This window comes from Pseudomonas sp. ATCC PTA-122608 (genome assembly GCF_001952855.1).
Classification (GTDB): domain Bacteria; phylum Pseudomonadota; class Gammaproteobacteria; order Pseudomonadales; family Pseudomonadaceae; genus Aquipseudomonas.
This window is the reverse complement of the sequence record NZ_LPNO01000001.1, coordinates 103,289-120,780: the sequence shown is the minus strand read 5'-3', so window position 1 is coordinate 120,780 and position 17,492 is coordinate 103,289. Positions and strand designations below refer to the sequence as shown.

At 60.2% G+C, this 17,492-nt stretch carries 16 protein-coding genes; 8 read left to right on the top strand and 8 right to left on the bottom strand.

Features of this window, described 5'->3' with window-relative positions; translation table 11 throughout:
- The first annotated feature begins 93 nt into the window (after positions 1–93).
- From AU074_RS00600 to gcvH, 4 genes are all read left to right on the top strand, one after another.
- Complete coding sequence (locus AU074_RS00600; protein WP_076013073.1) at positions 94–1,098, top strand: extracellular solute-binding protein; 1,005 nt, start codon at positions 94–96, stop codon at positions 1,096–1,098.
- A gap of 195 nt (positions 1,099–1,293) precedes the next feature.
- Positions 1,294–2,910, top strand: coding sequence for an iron ABC transporter permease (locus tag AU074_RS00595; RefSeq protein ID WP_076013072.1), 1,617 nt, complete (start codon positions 1,294–1,296; stop codon positions 2,908–2,910).
- A 156-nt stretch (positions 2,911–3,066) separates the two neighbouring features.
- Positions 3,067–4,149 carry a glycine cleavage system aminomethyltransferase GcvT gene (gcvT, locus tag AU074_RS00590; protein WP_076013071.1) on the top strand — a complete coding sequence of 361 codons (1,083 nt, stop codon included), beginning with the start codon at positions 3,067–3,069 and terminating at the stop codon, positions 4,147–4,149.
- Between the two features lie 51 nt (positions 4,150–4,200).
- Positions 4,201–4,584, top strand: coding sequence for a glycine cleavage system protein GcvH (gcvH, locus tag AU074_RS00585; RefSeq protein WP_017476603.1), 384 nt, complete (start codon positions 4,201–4,203; stop codon positions 4,582–4,584).
- A 42-nt stretch (positions 4,585–4,626) separates the two neighbouring features.
- Here the strand turns inward: gcvH and AU074_RS00580 are convergent, their stop codons facing one another.
- The 7 genes from AU074_RS00580 to AU074_RS00550 all read right to left on the bottom strand — a co-directional run bounded on the left by AU074_RS00580 (position 4,627) and on the right by AU074_RS00550 (position 10,710).
- On the bottom strand, positions 4,627–5,766 hold the full coding sequence (locus tag AU074_RS00580) for a DegT/DnrJ/EryC1/StrS aminotransferase family protein (protein WP_076013354.1): 1,140 nt from the start codon (positions 5,764–5,766) through the stop codon (positions 4,627–4,629).
- 159 nt (positions 5,767–5,925) lie between these two features.
- Positions 5,926–6,597, bottom strand: coding sequence for an outer membrane protein (locus AU074_RS00575; RefSeq protein WP_076013070.1), 672 nt, complete (start codon positions 6,595–6,597; stop codon positions 5,926–5,928).
- 162 nt (positions 6,598–6,759) lie between these two features.
- Entirely contained in the window at positions 6,760–7,077 is a 318-nt protein-coding gene (locus tag AU074_RS00570) for a DUF2388 domain-containing protein (RefSeq protein WP_010167882.1), read from the bottom strand.
- A 69-nt stretch (positions 7,078–7,146) separates the two neighbouring features.
- A complete protein-coding gene (locus AU074_RS00565; RefSeq protein WP_076013069.1) occupies positions 7,147–7,593 on the bottom strand; it encodes an NfeD family protein in 447 nt (148 codons plus the stop codon).
- 10 nt (positions 7,594–7,603) lie between these two features.
- Positions 7,604–8,524, bottom strand: a complete 921-nt coding sequence (locus AU074_RS00560; protein ID WP_003213925.1) for an SPFH domain-containing protein — start codon at positions 8,522–8,524, stop codon at positions 7,604–7,606.
- A gap of 59 nt (positions 8,525–8,583) precedes the next feature.
- The gene (locus AU074_RS00555; protein ID WP_076013068.1) at positions 8,584–10,287 is read right to left on the bottom strand and encodes a GspE/PulE family protein; all 1,704 of its coding nucleotides are present in this window, start codon (positions 10,285–10,287) and stop codon (positions 8,584–8,586) included.
- Between the two features lie 84 nt (positions 10,288–10,371).
- Positions 10,372–10,710, bottom strand: coding sequence for a hypothetical protein (locus tag AU074_RS00550; protein ID WP_076013067.1), 339 nt, complete (start codon positions 10,708–10,710; stop codon positions 10,372–10,374).
- A gap of 127 nt (positions 10,711–10,837) precedes the next feature.
- Here AU074_RS00550 and AU074_RS00545 point away from each other — a divergent pair, with 127 nt between their 5' ends.
- Positions 10,838–11,308 carry an Lrp/AsnC family transcriptional regulator gene (locus AU074_RS00545; RefSeq protein WP_010167872.1) on the top strand — a complete coding sequence of 157 codons (471 nt, stop codon included), beginning with the start codon at positions 10,838–10,840 and terminating at the stop codon, positions 11,306–11,308.
- A gap of 99 nt (positions 11,309–11,407) precedes the next feature.
- On the opposite strand, the gene AU074_RS00540 is transcribed toward AU074_RS00545, so the two are convergent.
- Positions 11,408–12,775, bottom strand: a complete 1,368-nt coding sequence (locus AU074_RS00540) for an inorganic triphosphatase (protein ID WP_076013066.1) — start codon at positions 12,773–12,775, stop codon at positions 11,408–11,410.
- 158 nt (positions 12,776–12,933) lie between these two features.
- Here AU074_RS00540 and argE point away from each other — a divergent pair, with 158 nt between their 5' ends.
- The 3 genes from argE (at position 12,934) to AU074_RS00525 (ending at position 17,454) form a co-directional block, all read left to right on the top strand.
- Positions 12,934–14,082, top strand: a complete 1,149-nt coding sequence (gene argE / locus AU074_RS00535) for an acetylornithine deacetylase (protein ID WP_076013065.1) — start codon at positions 12,934–12,936, stop codon at positions 14,080–14,082.
- A 134-nt stretch (positions 14,083–14,216) separates the two neighbouring features.
- Positions 14,217–15,515 carry an amino-acid N-acetyltransferase gene (argA, locus tag AU074_RS00530; RefSeq protein ID WP_003213914.1) on the top strand — a complete coding sequence of 433 codons (1,299 nt, stop codon included), beginning with the start codon at positions 14,217–14,219 and terminating at the stop codon, positions 15,513–15,515.
- Positions 15,516–16,110: 595 nt separating this feature from the next.
- Positions 16,111–17,454: an OprD family porin gene (locus AU074_RS00525; protein ID WP_076013064.1), complete on the top strand. Its 1,344-nt coding sequence runs from the start codon at positions 16,111–16,113 to the stop codon at positions 17,452–17,454.
- Positions 17,455–17,492 lie beyond the last annotated feature (38 nt).

Sequence of the window (17,492 nt, the reverse complement as noted above, 5' to 3'; positions counted from 1 at the left end):
GGGCTGCGCAACATTTGGTAACGGCTCCGTCGAGCGTTACCAAATGTGAGTCCTTATCATTTGCCCTCTTTTCGCAAATGAGAGACCGCACCCATGTTGGCACCCAAGCGCCTCCTGACTGCCCTGGCACTCACCCTGATCGGCAGCACCACCGTGCAGGCGGCCGATGAGGTCGTGGTCTACTCCTCGCGCATCGACGAACTGATCAAGCCGGTGTTCGACGCCTACACCAAAAAGACCGGCGTGCAGGTGAAGTTCATCACCGACAAGGAAGCGCCGCTGATGCAGCGCATCAAGGCCGAAGGTGAAAACGCCACCGCCGACCTGCTGCTCACCGTCGATGCCGGCAACCTCTGGCAGGCCGAGCAGATGGGCATCCTGCAACCGTTCACCTCTGCGGTGATCGATAAGAATATCCCCCTTCAATACCGCTCTTCGGCCCATGCCTGGACCGGCTTGAGCCTGCGTGCGCGGACCATTGCCTATTCCACCGATCGCGTGAAGCCGGGCGACCTGACCACCTACGAGGCGCTGGCCGACAAGCAATGGGAAGGCCGCCTGTGCCTGCGCACTGCGAAGAAGGTCTACAACCAGTCGCTGACCGCCACCCTGATCGAAACCCACGGCGCGGCCAAGACCGAAGAAATCGTCAGGGGCTGGGTCAACAACCTGTCCACCGACGTGTTCTCCGATGACATCGCCGTGCTCGAGGCGATCAATGCCGGGCAGTGCGACGTCGGTATCGTCAACACCTACTACTACGGCCGCCTGCACAAGCAGAAGCCGGACCTGGCGGTGAAACTGTTCTGGCCCAACCAGGGCGACCGTGGGGTGCACGTCAATCTGTCGGGCATCGGCCTGACCAGGCACGCACCGCACCCGGAAGCGGCCAAGGCGCTGGTTGAATGGATGACCACGCCGGAAGCGCAGAAGATCTTTGCGGATGTGAACCAGGAATTCCCGGCCAACCCGGCGGTGCCGCCTTCGGCTGAAGTCGCGACCTGGGGCAAGTTTGTGGCCGATACGTTGCCGGTGGAAGTGGCGGGCAAGCGTCAGGCTGAAGCTATCCGCTTGATGGATCGGGCCGGCTGGAACTAGATACAATTTGTAAGGCGCCGCCGATCTAAATGTGGGAGCGGCTTGTGTGGGAGCGGGCTTGCTCGCGAAGACGATGTGTCAGTCACATATGCGTTGACTGACACGGCGCTTTCGCGAGCAAGCCCGCTCCCACACAAGCCGCTCCCACATTGGTTAGCGGTGGCTTCAAGCTATTCATTCTCTGAGAATTAACCTTTGGCCCATCCCGCCCAACGCCGCTGGTACCTGCCGGTCTTCACCGTCGCCGCCCTGGTGCTGCTGCCGCTGAGCGTGCTGTTGCTGTCGTGGCAGAGCATCGATCACCAGATCTGGTCCCACCTGTGGGAAACCCAGATGCCACGCCTGCTGGGCAACACCTTGACCCTGGTGCTGGGCGTCGGTGTGGGCGTCACGCTGCTAGGCGTCAGCCTGGCCTGGCTGACCAGCCTCTGCGAATTCCCGGGCCGGCGCTGGCTGGACTGGGCGTTGATGCTGCCTTTCGCGATTCCTGCCTATGTGCTCGCCTTCGTCTTCGTTGGCTTGCTGGACTTCTCCGGCCCGGTACAAACCCTGCTGCGCGAATGGTTCGGCACGGGGCTGCGCCTGCCTCGCGTACGGTCCACCAGCGGTGTAATCATCGTATTGGTGCTGGTGTTCTACCCCTACGTCTACCTGTTGGCGCGCACCGCGTTTCTCGCCCAGGGCAAAGGCCTGATGGAAGCGGCGCGGGTATTGGGGCAGTCACCGTGGCAAGCGTTCTGGCGTGTGGCCCTGCCCATGGCGCGCCCGGCAATCGGTGCGGGTGTGGCCCTGGCGCTGATGGAAACCCTGGCGGATTTCGGCGCCGTCTCGGTGTTCAACTTCGACACCTTCACCACCGCCATCTACAAGACCTGGTATGGCTTTTTCAGCCTCTCCAGTGCTGCGCAACTGGCCAGCCTGTTGCTCCTGGTGGTGATGCTGGTGCTGTACGGCGAGCGCCGTGCCCGGGGTGCCAGCCGACCCAGCAATGAGCGACCTCGCGGCAAGGCGCTGTACCACCTGCGCGGGTTCAAGGCGGCGTTGGCCAGCGGTTGGTGCGGCTTGGTATTCGCCTGCGCGTTCGTGATTCCGATGCTGCAACTGGTGGCCTGGTTCTGGCAGCGGGGCCGCTTTGATCTGGACGAGCGCTACGCCGGTTTGATCGTCCATACCCTCTACCTGGGTGGCATGGCGGCCCTGATCACCGTCAGCGTGGCCCTGGTGCTGGCGTTCGCCCATCGTTTGGCGCCCACCCGGGCCATCCGCTCCGGCATCAGCCTGGCCAACGTGGGTTACGCGCTGCCGGGCTCGGTGCTGGCGGTGTCGATCATGTTGGCGTTCAGCTACCTGGATCGTGAGTTGGTGATCCCGGTATCAGGCTGGCTGGGTGGCGCCGGCAAGCCGCTGCTACTGGGCAGTTTGTCGGCCTTGCTGCTGGCGTATCTGGTGCGCTTCATTGCGGTGGCCTACGGGCCGCTGGAAAACAGCCTGGCGCGAATCCGCCCGTCCTTGCCGGAAGCCGCCCGCAGCCTGGGCGTCAGCGGGCCGCGACTGTTTTGCAAAGTGTATCTGCCGCTTTTGCTGCCGGGCACCCTGAGCGCGGCGTTGCTGGTGTTTGTCGATGTGCTCAAGGAAATGCCCGCCACCCTGCTGATGCGCCCGTTCGGCTGGGACACACTGGCGGTCCGGATTTTCGAGATGACCAGCGAAGGGGAGTGGGCGCGGGCTTCGCTGCCGGCCTTGACCCTGGTGTTGGTGGGCCTGTTACCGGTCATCGGGTTGATCCGACGTTCGGCGAGACGAATCGGTTAGGTGCCAGTCCTACGGCTTGAGGCTACAATGCGCGGCATTCGGTGCGGTCGATCTTTCAGGTCGGGTTGCTGAACGCGGCTACAGGCCTTGTATTTCAAGGCGTGCGGCCCGAACGGCGACCGTCCGCACCTTCGCCACGCCCGGAAGGAGAAACCCATGGGACAGCGCACGCCTCTGTATGACCTGCATCTCGCCCTTGGCGCGAAAATGGTCGATTTTGGCGGTTGGGATATGCCTTTGCACTACGGCTCGCAGGTTGAGGAACACCATCAGGTGCGACGCGACTGCGGGGTGTTTGATGTATCCCATATGACCGTGATCGATATCAAAGGCCCCCAGGCCAAGGAATGGCTTCAGCATCTGCTGGCCAATGATGTTGACCGACTGCACGGCTGCGGCCGTGCGTTGTACAGCGCCATGCTCAACGAGCAGGGCGGCGTGGTGGACGACATGATCGTGTACCGCACCGAGACGGGTTACCGGCTGGTGGTCAACGCTGCCACCCGCGACCAGGACATGGCCTGGATGCAGGCCCGGCTCGGCAGCTTTCAGGCCCAGATCCACGAGCGGCCCGAATTGGCCATGCTCGCTATTCAGGGCCCCCATGCCCGGCAAAAGATTGCCGAACTGGTCACCCAATCACGCGCCACCTTGATTCACCAGCTCAAGCCCTTTGAAGGTTTTGCCGACGGCGACTGGTTTATTGCACGCACCGGTTATACCGGTGAAGACGGCCTGGAAATTGTCCTTCCGGCCAACCAGGCCCCGGCGTTTTTCAACGATCTGGTGGGCGCAGGTATTTCGCCCATCGGCCTCGGCGCCCGCGACACTCTGCGCCTTGAGGCCGGCATGAACCTCTACGGTCAGGATATTCATCAGGACGTTTCGCCCCTGGCAGCCAACATGGCCTGGAGCATCGCCTGGGAGCCGGCCGAGCGCGATTTCATCGGCCGCGCCGCCCTGGAAGCCGAAAAGGCTGCGGGCGTGAAGTCCAAGCTGGTCGGCCTGGTACTGGAGGAACGCGGGGTTTTACGCGCTCATCAGGTGGTTCGTATCGCCAATGTTGGCGAAGGAGAGATCACCAGTGGTAGTTTCTCCCCTACGCTAAGCAAATCCATTGCCCTGGCGCGTGTGCCGTCGGCGACTGCTGACCGGGCCGAGGTTGAAATCCGCGGCAAGTGGTACCCGGTTCGGGTGGTCAAACCGACCTTCGTACGTCATGGCAAAACATTGATTTAACTTTTCCGGCGGGCCAATGGCCGCTGACATTTTTTCTTGAGGACACAGACTATGAGCGATATCCCTGCCGACCTGCGTTTTGCCGAAAGTCACGAATGGGCCCGTCTGGAAGCTGACGGCACCGTGACCGTCGGGATCTCGGACCATGCCCAGGAAGCATTGGGGGATGTGGTGTTCGTCGAGTTGACCGAAGTCGGCAACGTATTTGAGGCGACTCAGCAGGCGGGTGTAGTTGAATCGGTTAAGGCCGCTTCAGATATCTACTCGCCAATTGCTGGCGAAGTGATCGCGGTGAACGACGCCTTGAGCGGCGAGCCAGAGCTGTTGAACTCCGACCCTTACGGCGCCTGGATCTTCAAGCTCAAGCCAAGCAACCCGGCTGAGCTGGACAAGCTGCTGGATGCTGCCGGTTACAAGGCTGCCATCGGCGAGTGATCCTGCTGCGGGAGCCGGCAATCGGCTCCCGCAAAGGTTTTATCAGCGCTTCAATACCGCTTTGACTGCCGCTACCGAACGCTCTACATCCGCCTTCGTCATCGCCGTGAACATCGGCAACGACACAATCAAACGCCCCACTTTTTCCGCTACCGGGAACATGCCTTCCTTGAATCCCTGCGCCTTGTACAAGCTCAGCAGGTGGATCGGCGGGTAGTGATAGCCAATGCCGACGCCGTGGGCCTGCATCTGCTCCATGAACGTGGCGCGTGCCGGCAACCCGTCCTGGCGCTCCGGCAGTACCAGTTGGAACAGGTGCCAGTTGCTGTTTTCGAAGTCTGCCGGTGGCAATTGCGCGCCGTACTCTTCTTCAAAATCACTGCCGAAGCATTCGAAATAGTGCCGCGCCAGCTCCTGGCGATGGGCAGTGATCTTCTCGATATGGGCGAATTGGCCCAAGCCGATGGCCGCTGCGATGTCGGTCATGTTGAACTTGCCGCCGAGTACATCCACGTCCAGGCCGTCGAAGCCGGTGCGCGTCACGCCTTGCAGGCGATATTTCTCTGCCAGGCGCGCTTCTTCAGCGTTGTTCAACACCAGGCAGCCGCCTTCGGATGACGTGATGTTCTTGTTCGCCTGCAAGCTGAACGACACGAAATCGCCGGTAGCGCCAATGCGCTGGCCATCCCAGCTGGAGCCCAAGGCCTGGGCGGCGTCTTCGACGATGCGCAGGTTGTACTTGTTGGCCAGCGCGTAGAGCAATGGCATGTCCAGTGGCAGACCGGCCAGGTACACCGGGATGATCGCCTTGGTGCGCGGCGTGATCGCGGCTTCCACCTGGGCCAGGTCGATATTGCGGGTAACCGGGTCGATATCAGCGAACACTGGCGTGGCGCCGACTTCCAGAATCACGTTGGCCGTGGCGACCCACGAAATCGGGGTGGTGATGACTTCATCTCCAGGGCCGATTCCGGCGATGCGCAAGGCGATCTCCATGGTGCAGGTGCCCGAGTTGAAGGTGCGCACCGGGCGCCCGCCAAAGTATTCCGACAACTGCGCTTCGAACGCCTGCACTTTCGGCCCGCTGGTGATCCAGCCGGAGCGCAGTACGTCGCCCACCGCCGAGATAGTGGCTTCATCAATGGTGGGCTTGGAGAACGGCAGAAAGGGCAGTTGGCTCATGACGTTGAAGGCATCCGTTTCAGAAAGGCGCTGAGAAAAAAGCATATCAATGCCGCGCATGGTTGCACGGCTCGACTGAATATAGCCTGTCGCCTGTGAATGAATCGTCCCCCCTTAAACAAAAATGCCGCCTTGGGAGCGGCATTTTCAGCATCGGTGTCAGAAGGCGACGCGTGCCTCAAGAAACACATTCTGTTCCTTGAGCTTGCCTTTGAGCTGTTCGTCCAGGGCATTTATCCGGTTTGCGAACGTGTTGTAGCCGGTTTCGATCCTGCCCATGTCCACGTAACGCCAGCCGGTGCCCAGGGTCAGGGTTTTGCTGACCTTGGCATCCAGCCCCAGGCCCACGCTGTAGGCGAAGTTGTGTTGGCGATGGCTGGCGAAGCGACGGGTTTCGTTGGCCTGATAGCCATTGGCGTCAATTTGGGCCAGGCCCACCCCTGCCATGCCGTAGAACGACAGCCACTCGTTGATCGGGATATTTTTATAACCGTTGAGCATCAAGCGCTGGCTGTCGGTCTGCAGGCTGTTGACGTTGGCATTGAACGGTGCCCAACGGGATTTGTAGTTCGATTGGCTGGGCATGGTGTATTCACCTTCAACGCGCCAGCCATCAGCCAAGGCATAACCCACGGCAAATGAACCGGTGAATGTCTTGCTGTTGTCTGGCGCTTCTACCCGGTGGGTTACCCGTGGGCTGGTCAACAGGGAGCTTGAGAGATTCTGGCGGGCGCTGTTGAGCTTTGCCGACCCGTACCAACCTTCTGCCTGGGCGTAAGGGGTGACGATCGCGGCAAGCAGCAGGGCGCAGGAGAGTTTTTGCATGGTCATCGATTCACTTGATCTAAAAAGGGAGTCGATAGCTTGTTGCTGGGGGGACGGGCCGCTCGACAGGAGTTTTCCTGATCAAATCCTGAATCGTCAGCGTCGGGTGTAGGAAGGCGGGGCAAAAAAATGCCGCTCTCGAAGAGCGGCATTTTTTATGCGGCGGTATTACTCGGAAGCAATGGCGTTTTTCGCCAGGATAGCGTTGGCCAGGTCCATATCCGTGGCCTTGAGGCCAGGGTTATCAGCGCGCACCTTCTGCATCGCAGCTTCCAGGTACGGGCCACGGATGCTGCCGTCGCTGGCGACGAAGCTACCGGCGTCGTCCTGGGCGGCGACCACCATTTTGTGGTCCTTGAAGGTCAGGTACGTCGAGCCGGTGGTGGCACCCGATGAGATGACATTACGCCAGAAGCTGTCGGCCATGGCTGAACCGACAGGAAGGGAAAGCACAGCGAGGGTTGCGACAGCATATTTTAGACGCATGATGGGTGACTCCGACTGGGTTATCTGAACAGTTTGATTGTAGATAGCCCAGTCGAGTTCCATGGATGACTAAACAGTTTCAACCTGCAAAATCACGCCTTCCTGACCAGTGACACGTACGTGTGCCCCAACCGGCGCGTCAGGCCCGGATGCCATCCAGACACCGTCCCCAACCTTGATCTTGCCACGTCCCTCGATAATGGCCTGATGCACCACAAAGGTGCGGCCGATCAGCTCCGAACCGCGCATGTTCAGCCCTGGCTGGTCGCTGACTTTGGCGCTGCTACGTTGGCGTCGCCACCAGTACACCGCCGTCAGGATCGATAGCACCGCGAACAGCAGCAGTTGCCATTCGAGGCCCAGGCTCGGGATGAAGAACTTGATTACGCCCACGGCTGCCGCAGCGATGCCCATCCACAGCAGATAACCGCCGGCACCGAACACTTCAAGGATCAACAGCACCGTGCCCAGTGCCAGCCAGTCCCAAAACGACAGGTGCTGCAGGAATTCCCACATGGCGCGTGCCTCAGGCTTTCTTGTTGTCGAAGGTTGCCTTGACGATCTCGCCGATACCACCGACGGCGCCAATCACCTGGCTGGCTTCCAGCGGCATCAGGATCACCTTGCTGTTGTTGGCCGAGGCCAGCTTGCCCAGTGCGTCGATGTATTTCTGGGCGACAAAGTAGTTGATGGCCTGCACGTTACCGGTGGCGATCGCCTCCGATACCACTTGAGTGGCGCGGGCTTCAGCTTCGGCCTGACGCTCACGGGCTTCGGATTCCAGGAACGCCGCCTGACGACCACCTTCGGCCTCAAGAATCTGCGCCTGCTTCTTGCCTTCGGCGGTCAGGATCGCGGAGGCTCGCAGGCCTTCGGCTTCGAGGATCTGTGCACGCTTGATCCGCTCGGCCTTCATCTGGCCGGACATGGCGGCCATCAGGTCGGCAGGCGGGCTGATGTCCTTGATCTCGATCCGGGTGATCTTGATGCCCCACGGCGCGGTGGCTTCGTCGACGGTGCGCAGCAGTTTTTCGTTGATGCCGTCACGCTGGCTGAGCATTGCATCCAGCTCCATGGAGCCGAGCACAGTACGGATGTTGGTTTGCAGCAGGTTGCGGATGGCGTGTTCGAGGTTGTTCACCTCGTAGGCGGCCTGGGCGGTATTGACCACCTGGAAGAAGCACACGGCGTCGATCTGCACCGTGGCGTTGTCGGCGGTGATGACTTCCTGGGGTGGAATATCCAGCACGCTTTCCATCACGTTGATCTTGCGACCGATGCGGTCCATGACCGGGATAATGATGTTCAGGCCCGGCTTGAGGGTGTTGGTGTAGCGGCCGAAGCGCTCGACCGTCCACTGGTAACCCTGCGGAACGACCTTGAAGCCCATGAACAGTATGGCGACGGCCAAGCCTACAAAAAGAAGCAGTACGGTTCCGATCTGCATAACGATTCCTTGTCTGGTGTGGGCGGTAAAGCGAGGTTTTTCCGATTGTAACGGTGTTGTCACGGATAAGAACGGTTTACCGGCCCATCAATCAAAGGATTTGTTTCTGAATCCCCAGGCGTCACTCGCAGCACCTCTTCCATCGTCGTCAGCCCTGCCATTACCTTGCGCGTACCGGCAGAGCGCAAGCTGCACATGCCTTGGTCAAGGGCCGCGTGGCGCAAGGCCTGGAGGTCGGTGCCCGGGGTGATCAGAGCCTTGAGGCGGTCGTTCATCAGCATGATCTCGTAGATCCCGGTCCGTCCTCGATAACCACTTTCCCGACATTCCCCACAACCCACTGCCTGACAGACCTGCCCGGCGGGCTGCTTGCAGTGCGGGCACAACAGCCGCACCAGACGCTGGGCCATCACTCCCAGCAATGTCGCATTGATCAGGTAATGAGGAATGCCCAGTTCCAGCAAGCGACTGATGGCGCCGGGTGCATCGTTGGTGTGCAGCGTCGACAGCACCAGGTGCCCGGTCAGAGCGGCCTGGATCGCCATTTCTGCGGTCTCCAGGTCGCGAATCTCGCCGATCATGATGATGTCCGGATCCTGGCGCATCAGGGCACGGATGCCGCTGGCGAAGGTCAGGTCGATGTTGGGTTGGACCTGCATCTGGTTGAAGGCCGGCTCGACCATCTCGATCGGGTCTTCGACGGTGCACAGGTTGACCTCGCGGGTGGCCAGTTGCTTGAGCGTGGTGTAGAGGGTGCTGGTCTTGCCCGAACCGGTGGGCCCGGTGACCAGGATGATGCCGTTGGCCTGGACGGTCATGGATTGCCAGCGTTGCAGGTCGTCGTCGGAGAGCCCCAGTTGCTGGAAATCCTTGTGCAGCACCTGAGGATCGAAAATTCGCATCACCAGCTTTTCGCCGAAGGCCGTGGGCAAGGTCGACAGGCGCAGTTCCACTTCACCGCCCGCCGGGCTTTTGGTCTTCACCCGGCCGTCCTGGGGTTTGCGTTTTTCCGCCACGTTCATCCGCCCGAGACTTTTCAGGCGGCTGACCACCGCCATCGTCACTTGGGACGGGAATTGATAGACGTCGTGCAGCAGCCCATCAATGCGAAAACGCACGCGGCCCTGGTCGCGACCGGGTTCGATATGGATATCACTGGCCCGTTGGCCGAAGGCGTACTGCAACAGCCAGTCGACGATATTGACGATGTGCGCGTCATTGGCGTCGGGTTCCTGGTCGCTGGCGCCAAGGTTGAGGAGTTGCTCGATGTTGGGAGAACTGGACGTTTTTTGATCAATGGCGCCGCTGACCGATTTCGCCAGCCGATAAAACTCCACGGTGCAGCGCTGAATATCCTCGGGGTTGGCCAACACGCGCTTGATGGAGCGTTTCAACACTTGGGCCAGGCCAGCTTCCCAGCTGGTCACGTAGGGCTGGGCGCTGGCGACTGTAACGCTGCCGCCGTCGACCGCCACCGCGAGGATCCTGTGCCGCTGGGCAAAGGCGTACGACATCAGCGGCACCACTGCGGCGACATCGATTTTCAGCGGGTCGATACGCAGGTAAGGCTGCCCACAGTGACGGGCGAGCCATTCGGTCAGCATTTCCAGGGAAGGCCCATGGCTGGCAATGCATTCCAAGGGATGCAGCTCGCTGTTCGCCGGAACGGTCAGGTTGGCAGGCACCAGGCCCTGGTCGATCAGGGCAGGCAACAACTGATGGATTTCCAGCCAGCGATCCTGGGTGTTTGGCGCAACGGACATGATGACGTTCCTGGGCAACGGTTAGGCGTAGTCCTCAGGCTAGTCAGCCGTTGCGCTTCGGCTTCCGGGTTTTATTGCAGGCTTTTACTGACCGGCTGCCTTTACCGCCAGAGGCCGCGCAGTATCAGCCGGTTGCAGTTCCAGCGAGCACACACTGATCAGGTTACGAAGTTTTTCGCCGATCACTTGGGCCCGATGCCAGCTCAGGCCATCCATCACGATATCGATCGCCAACAGGTCGTCTTCGCGCTGCACGTTCACCTGGCGAGGAACCAGGAACTGCAGGGCAAAATAGTTGAGCACCCGGCACAACACATCGGGTTCAGCCTCGGCGAGGATTTGATAGTGCGCCTGGCAGTGAGCATTGCTGACGGCCCAGGCATCGACGCGTGGGGCGGGGCTGGCGGATTCGACGACGTGCATGATGATTCTCCGGATTCGACTGGAGAAATTTTTACATGCGGCGCAGGAGATTTCTTATCTAAAAAAGCCCGTATTGGCTTATAAGAGAATCATTCAATTCCGTAAAGTACGATTAATGGGTATTTCTATGCACAGTGAGTTGGACGTGTACGACCGGCGCATCCTGGCGCTGTTGCAGGAAGACGCTTCGCTCTCCAGCGCGCAGATTGCCGAGCAGGTCGGCCTGTCGCAGTCGCCGTGCTGGCGCAGGATTCAGCGGCTGAAAGAGGAGGGTGTGATTCGCGGCCAGGTCACCCTGCTGGACCGCAAAAAAATCGGCCTCAACACGCAGATCTTTGCCGAGGTGAAACTCAACGCCCACGGCCGTTCCAACTTCACTGAATTCACCGAGGCGATTCGCGGTTTTCCGGAAGTGTTGGAATGTTATGTGCTGATGGGGGCGGTGGACTTTTTACTGCGTATCGTCACGTCGGACATTGAAGCGTATGAGCGGTTTTTCTTCGAAAAACTCTCGATGGTGCCGGGGATTCAGGAGGTCAACTCGATAGTGGCCTTGTCGGAGATCAAGTCCACCACGAGTTTGCCGGTGTTGCGCTGATAGTTGTCATGGCCTGATTTTAGTGGCGAGGGAGCGTGATCCCAGGATTAGGGGCTGCTACGCAGCCCAGCGGGAGCAAGCTCCCTCGCCACAAGGGGTTTACAGGCGCAGCAGGGTCTTCCAGGCGCGATTCTGATACACCGCGATTGCTTGATGCATCCGCGCATCCAGCGACTCATCGGTAATCGGCTGGTTGGCCAGGTGCGCCAGCTTGTTCAGCTCGCCATACAAACGGTCCAGCTCGGCGATATCCAGCACTTGGCGTGCATGGTGCAGCCAGGCCAGGATGCGTTCGATACGCGGCAGTTGCTCGGCCAGGTCTTCCGGCTGTTGCTGGTAGCGCGGCAGTTGCAGGGCGACGGCGTCGTCGGCCAGCAGGCGCGGCAGCCAATTGGCGAGCTGTGCAGCGCCCTGGCGATTGCCACGTACGTTGCGCTCTGCTGCCCAGGTACGGGCCAGCAGCCAGCGGGAAGTGGTCAGCGAGAAGAGGCCCCAGCGCACGTCTTCCAGTTCTTCAGCGAACTGTTCTGGCGCGGCCTTGCGGATGTCTTCATCGTCGTCACCCGCCTGGACCAGCGGGCGCCAGTCTTCCAGCAAGGCGTCCAGTGCGGCGCGCAGTTCGCTGGTGGATTGGCGTGGCGCGGCCTGGCCGAGGCTGCCGAGCAGGGCACGCAGTTCGCCGAGGTTTTCTACCCAGTCTTGCAGCAGACGCCAGTGGCCATTGAAACGGTATTGCTCGGCCAGGCGCTGGCTGCTGCCCAACAGGTGCCACATGACGGCGGCAAACGCGTCGTCCAGCGGCATTTCAGCGTGCAGCACCGGCGCTGGCAAGCTCAGGGAATAGCTGTTGGCGTCGAACAGGCGATAGCCACGCTCAGCCTTGCTGATATCGCACGGCATCAGGGCCAGGGTTGCGGCCAGTTCAGCGGCCAGCTCCAGCAGGGCGGCCGGGTCGCCTTCGCGCAGTTCCAGTTCCAGTTCGCAGATTTCTTCCTTCTGCTTGCCGGCGACCACGTGGCCGAGGTCCAGGGCGGCTTCGATCACCACCTTGGCCTTGCCGCGGCCCCAGGCAATTTCGGCGCGTTCGCGGACGAAATCGGTGGTGAAGATCGGCTTGAGGGTCTTTTTGTCCAGCTCGGCCAGTTGCTCTGGCCAGCATTCGCCGTCGAGCTTCTTCACGTCGAGCTTGGCTTTGGCCAGGTCCCAGTTGTACTCATTGCGTTCCGACAAGCCGGCAACGCTCTGGCCACGGGTCTTGAGGGTCTGGATCACTTCGTCGCCGTCTTTGCGCAGGCGCAGGGCCACTTTGGCCTGGGCCAGGTCGCGTTCCGGGGTGTCGAAGTACTGGTTCATCAACTCACGGCGTTCCCAGCCACTTTTGTTGCGTTTTTTCAGTAACGGGTGCTCACGCAGCGCGGCGAGGGTTTCGCGGCTGACGCGGAGCTTGATTTCGGTTTCTTTCTGCATGGCCGGAAAATCCAGGATCGGGAGCGCAGCCGGGGAAATGAGTGGCTGCCAAGGCCGTGCAGTGTACAGGACTGAGCCCGGCAACGCGCCGCAACGGTTTATTGTGTCGTGCAGATGGCTCTATGATGGGGTTCATCCGGGAAGTTGAGAGACCGCGCATGCCTTTACCGTCCATGAAAGAACAATTCGCCGCGCTGATTGCCGCGCCTTCGGTCAGTTGTACCCAGGCTTCTCTCGACCAATCCAACCGCCCGGTGATCGATTTGCTCGCCACCTGGCTGGGGGACTTGGGCTTTGCCTGCGATATCCAGCAGGTCAGCCCCGGCAAATTCAATCTGCTGGCCAGTTTCGGCACGGGCCCCGGCGGCCTGGTGTTGGCGGGGCACAGCGACACCGTGCCGTACGACGGCGCGCTATGGCAGACCGATCCGCTGAAGCTGACGGAAGTCGACGGCCGCTGGGTAGGACTGGGCAGCTGTGACATGAAAGGTTTTTTCGCCTTGGTGATCGAAGCCGTCCAGCCGTTGCTGGACCAACCCTTCAAGCAACCGCTGCTGATCCTTGCCACCTGCGATGAAGAAAGCTCCATGGCCGGCGCCCGTGCGCTGGCCGAGGCGGGCCGTCCTTTAGGTCGCGCGGCGGTGATCGGCGAGCCGACGGGCCTCAAACCCATCCGCCTGCACAAAGGCGTGATGATGGAGCGCATCGATATTCTTGGGCGCAGCGGCCATTCGTCGGATCCAAGCCTGGGCCACAGCGCGCTCGAAGCGATGCACGACGCCATCGGCGAGCTGCGTGGCCTGCGCCTTGCCTGGCAGCGCGAATACCGCAACCCGCAGTTCAGTGTGCCGCAACCGACCATGAACTTCGGCTGCATTCACGGCGGCGATAACCCCAACCGCATTTGCGGCCAATGCTCCCTGGAATTCGACCTGCGGCCCTTGCCCGGCATGGATCCCCAAGTGCTGCGCGCGGCCATCCGGCAGAAGCTTGAACCCCTGGCCGAGCGGCATAAGGTGAAGATCGACTACGCGCCGTTGTTCCCCGAAGTACCGCCGTTCGAGCAGGCCGAGGATGCCGAGTTGGTGCGGGTGGCTGAACGACTTACCGGTCATCGCGCCGAAGCAGTAGCGTTCGGCACCGAAGCGCCTTATCTTCAGCGCCTTGGTTGCGAGACCCTGGTGCTCGGCCCTGGTGATATCGCCTGCGCCCACCAGCCCGGCGAGTACCTTGAAATGTCACGCTTGACGCCTACAGTGCGTCTATTGCGGGAACTGATTCAACATTACTGCCTGACACCTGCATAAATTAACCCCTGCCCATCCGTACATAGAAGGAGAGCGAGCGTGTCGCCAAGCCTGTTCCGACGATAACCAACAGCCCGCTGTGCGTTTTCATGATTCATCCCTTTTTGGCTGCTTTTTATTACAGGCCCAGGTTTATGCCCGAATACGTCAATTGGCTTCGTCACGCTTCGCCTTACATCAATGCCCACCGCGACTGCACCTTTGTGGTCATGCTGCCGGGCGATGGTGTGGAACATCCGAACTTCGGCAATATCGTCCACGACCTGGTGCTGCTCCACAGCCTGGGCGTGCGTCTGGTGTTGGTCCACGGTTCGCGTCCGCAAATCGAAACCCGCCTCGCCGCCCGCGGCCTGACCCCGGCTTACCACGAAGGCTTGCGCATCACCGATGCCGCGACGCTTGAGTGTGTGATCGACGCCGTCGGCCATCTGCGTATCGCCATCGAAGCGCGGCTGTCCATGGACATGGCCTCCTCGCCGATGCAAGGCTCGCGCCTGCGGGTGGCCAGCGGCAACCTGGTGACCGCGCGCCCGATCGGTGTGCTTGAAGGCGTCGACTATCACCACACCGGCGAAGTGCGCCGCGTCGACCGCAAGGGTATCAACCGCCTGCTGGACGAGCGTTCCATCGTGCTGCTGTCGCCGTTGGGTTACTCGCCCACCGGTGAAATCTTCAACCTCGCCTGCGAAGACGTCGCCACCCGCGCCGCCATCGACCTTGGCGCAGACAAGCTGCTGCTGTTCGGCGCCGACCTTGGCCTGATTGACGAACACGGCCGGCTGGTGCGTGAGCTGCGGCCGCAACAGGTGCCCGCGCACTTGCAACGCCTGGGCAACAACTACCAGGCCGAACTGTTGGACGCGGCAGCCGAGGCGTGCCGTGGCGGCGTAGGCCGCAGCCATATTGTCAGTTATGCCGAAGATGGCGCCTTGCTGACCGAGCTGTTCACCCGGGACGGCGGCGGTACGCTGGTGGCCCAGGAACAGTTCGAGCTGGTGCGCGAAGCGGCGATTGAAGATGTTGGCGGTCTGCTGGACCTGATCAGCCCGCTCGAAGAGCAGGGGATTCTGGTGCGCCGTTCCCGGGAAGTGCTGGAGCGGGAAATCGAGCAGTTCAGCGTGGTGGAACGTGAAGGCATGATCATCGCCTGTGCGGCGCTGTATCAGATCGCCGACTCGGACGCAGGCGAGCTGGCGTGCCTGGCCGTGAACCCGGAGTACCGCCATGGCGGTCGCGGTGATGAACTGCTGGAGCGTATCGAGACCCGTGCCCGGGCCCAGGGTTTGAAAACGTTGTTCGTGCTGACCACCCGTACTGCCCACTGGTTCCGCGAGCGTGGGTTTGTGCCGAGTACGGTCGACCGCCTGCCGTCGGCGCGGGCGTCGTTGTACAACTATCAGCGTAATTCGAAGATTTTCGAAAAGGCGTTGTAAGCCTGAAGCGGCGAGGGGGCAATCCTCTCGCCTGTCACTTTGGCGAGTCTTGCATCCGTACCGGGTGCAATGATGCCACTCGCCGGGTTTGCAGAATTATCCACACAACTGACATCAAAGTGACATTATCGCCAGGTACGGTGAGGTGCATTAGCGGGACGGCAGAAAAGTTTCATCGATACAAAAACTGTAACAAATTGACGGAATGATGTGCGTTTGGCCATGATGGCGTCGCGTTTTTGATCGTGAGTGACGTATGACCCCATTTGGTCAACACAAAACGATCTAAAAAAACGTAGAGACATACTCTTCAGGAACAACCTTATGGAGCGGTACTGCCTCAACGGCTTGACTGCCCCATGGAAAGCCTTATTCCTGAATCGTATTAAAAAGAATGAAACAATTCTTTTTGGGTGTATGAAAAACTCATTACCCTGCAGGGACCAAATCAACTGCGGTTAGACGAAAGTAGTAGACACACAAGGTTACGATTGACTTGTCAGTCACTATCCGGCGCTAATCGCGCATCTGTGGATCAAGGGCGTCAGACCCGAGACCTAAGAAATACAAAAATTAGAAATGAGAGGAGCGGTACATGAAGAAGTCAACATTGGCGTTGGCCGTAGCTTTGGGGGCAATCGCTCAACAAGCAGGCGCCGCAGGTTTTATCGACGACAGCAAGGTCACTCTTGGCCTGCGCAACTTTTATATCAATACCGACAACCGTGATGGCGTTCCTTCGAGAACGTCCAACACCCGCAGCAAAAACGCTGAATGGGGCCAAGGCTTCGACCTGCGCTTCATCTCCGGCTTTACCCAGGGCACTGTAGGCTTCGGTCTTGATGCCATCGGCCTGTACGGCGTACGTCTGGACTCAAGCCGTGAAAATCACGGTAACTACACCGGTACTGCTTCCGGCGGCACCGTGTTCCCAAGTGATGGCAACAAGGCGGTCAACGATTTCGCCAGCCTGGGCGTGACCGGTAAGGTCAAGATCTCCCAGACCGTGCTGAAGATCGGTACCCTGCAGCCGAACAACCCGGTCATCAAGACCAACGACGGTCGTCTGCTGCCACAAACCTTCCAGGGCGGCGAGATCTCTTCGAACGAGATCAAGGACCTGACCCTGACTGCCGGTCAGATCGAGCACTCCAAAGGTCGTAACTCCAGCAACAACGAAGGTTTGTCGCTGGCAGGCGCCAACGGCAGCTCGAACTATGACGCAGGTAACTTCGTCAACAAGTTCTACTACGCCGGTGCTGACTACAAAATCACCAAAGACCTGACCGCTTCGTACTACTACGGCGAGCTGAAGGACTTTTATGCTCAGAACTTCCTGGGCTTGGTCCACAACTGGGCGATCGGTCCAGGCACTCTGAAAAGTGACCTGCGTTACTACCGCAGCCGCGACAACGGTGCCAACGGTGACACTGCCGGTTACTACACCACCGGTTTCTACGGCAACACGACTACCAAAGGTAAAGTCGACAACGACCTGTACAGCTACCTGGCGTTGTACTCGGTTGCTGGTCACACCTTTGGTGCTGGTTACCAGTACACCAAGGGCGACAGCGACTTCCCTTGGTTGAACCAAGGTGACGGCTCGTCGAACAGCACCACTACCGACATGCAAATCCAGAAGTTCGCCCGTGCTGGCGAGCGTACCTGGCAAGCCCGCTACGCGTATGACTTCGCCAAGGTTGGCGTACCTGGCCTGACAGCCGGTGTGATCTACCTGCGTGGCAGCAACATCGACACTGCCGTCGGTGAAAAGACCGAGTGGGAGCGTGACTTGACGCTGGCCTACGTTATTCCAGAAGGTCCGCTGAAAAACCTGGGCGTCGCCTGGAAGAACGCCATGTGGCGTACCGACCTGGCCAGCACTCGCGACCAGGACGAAAACCGCCTGATCGTCAGCTATAGCTACGCGTTCAAGTAAGAGCGTAAAACCTTGCCCGGCGCAATGCCGGGCAGGGT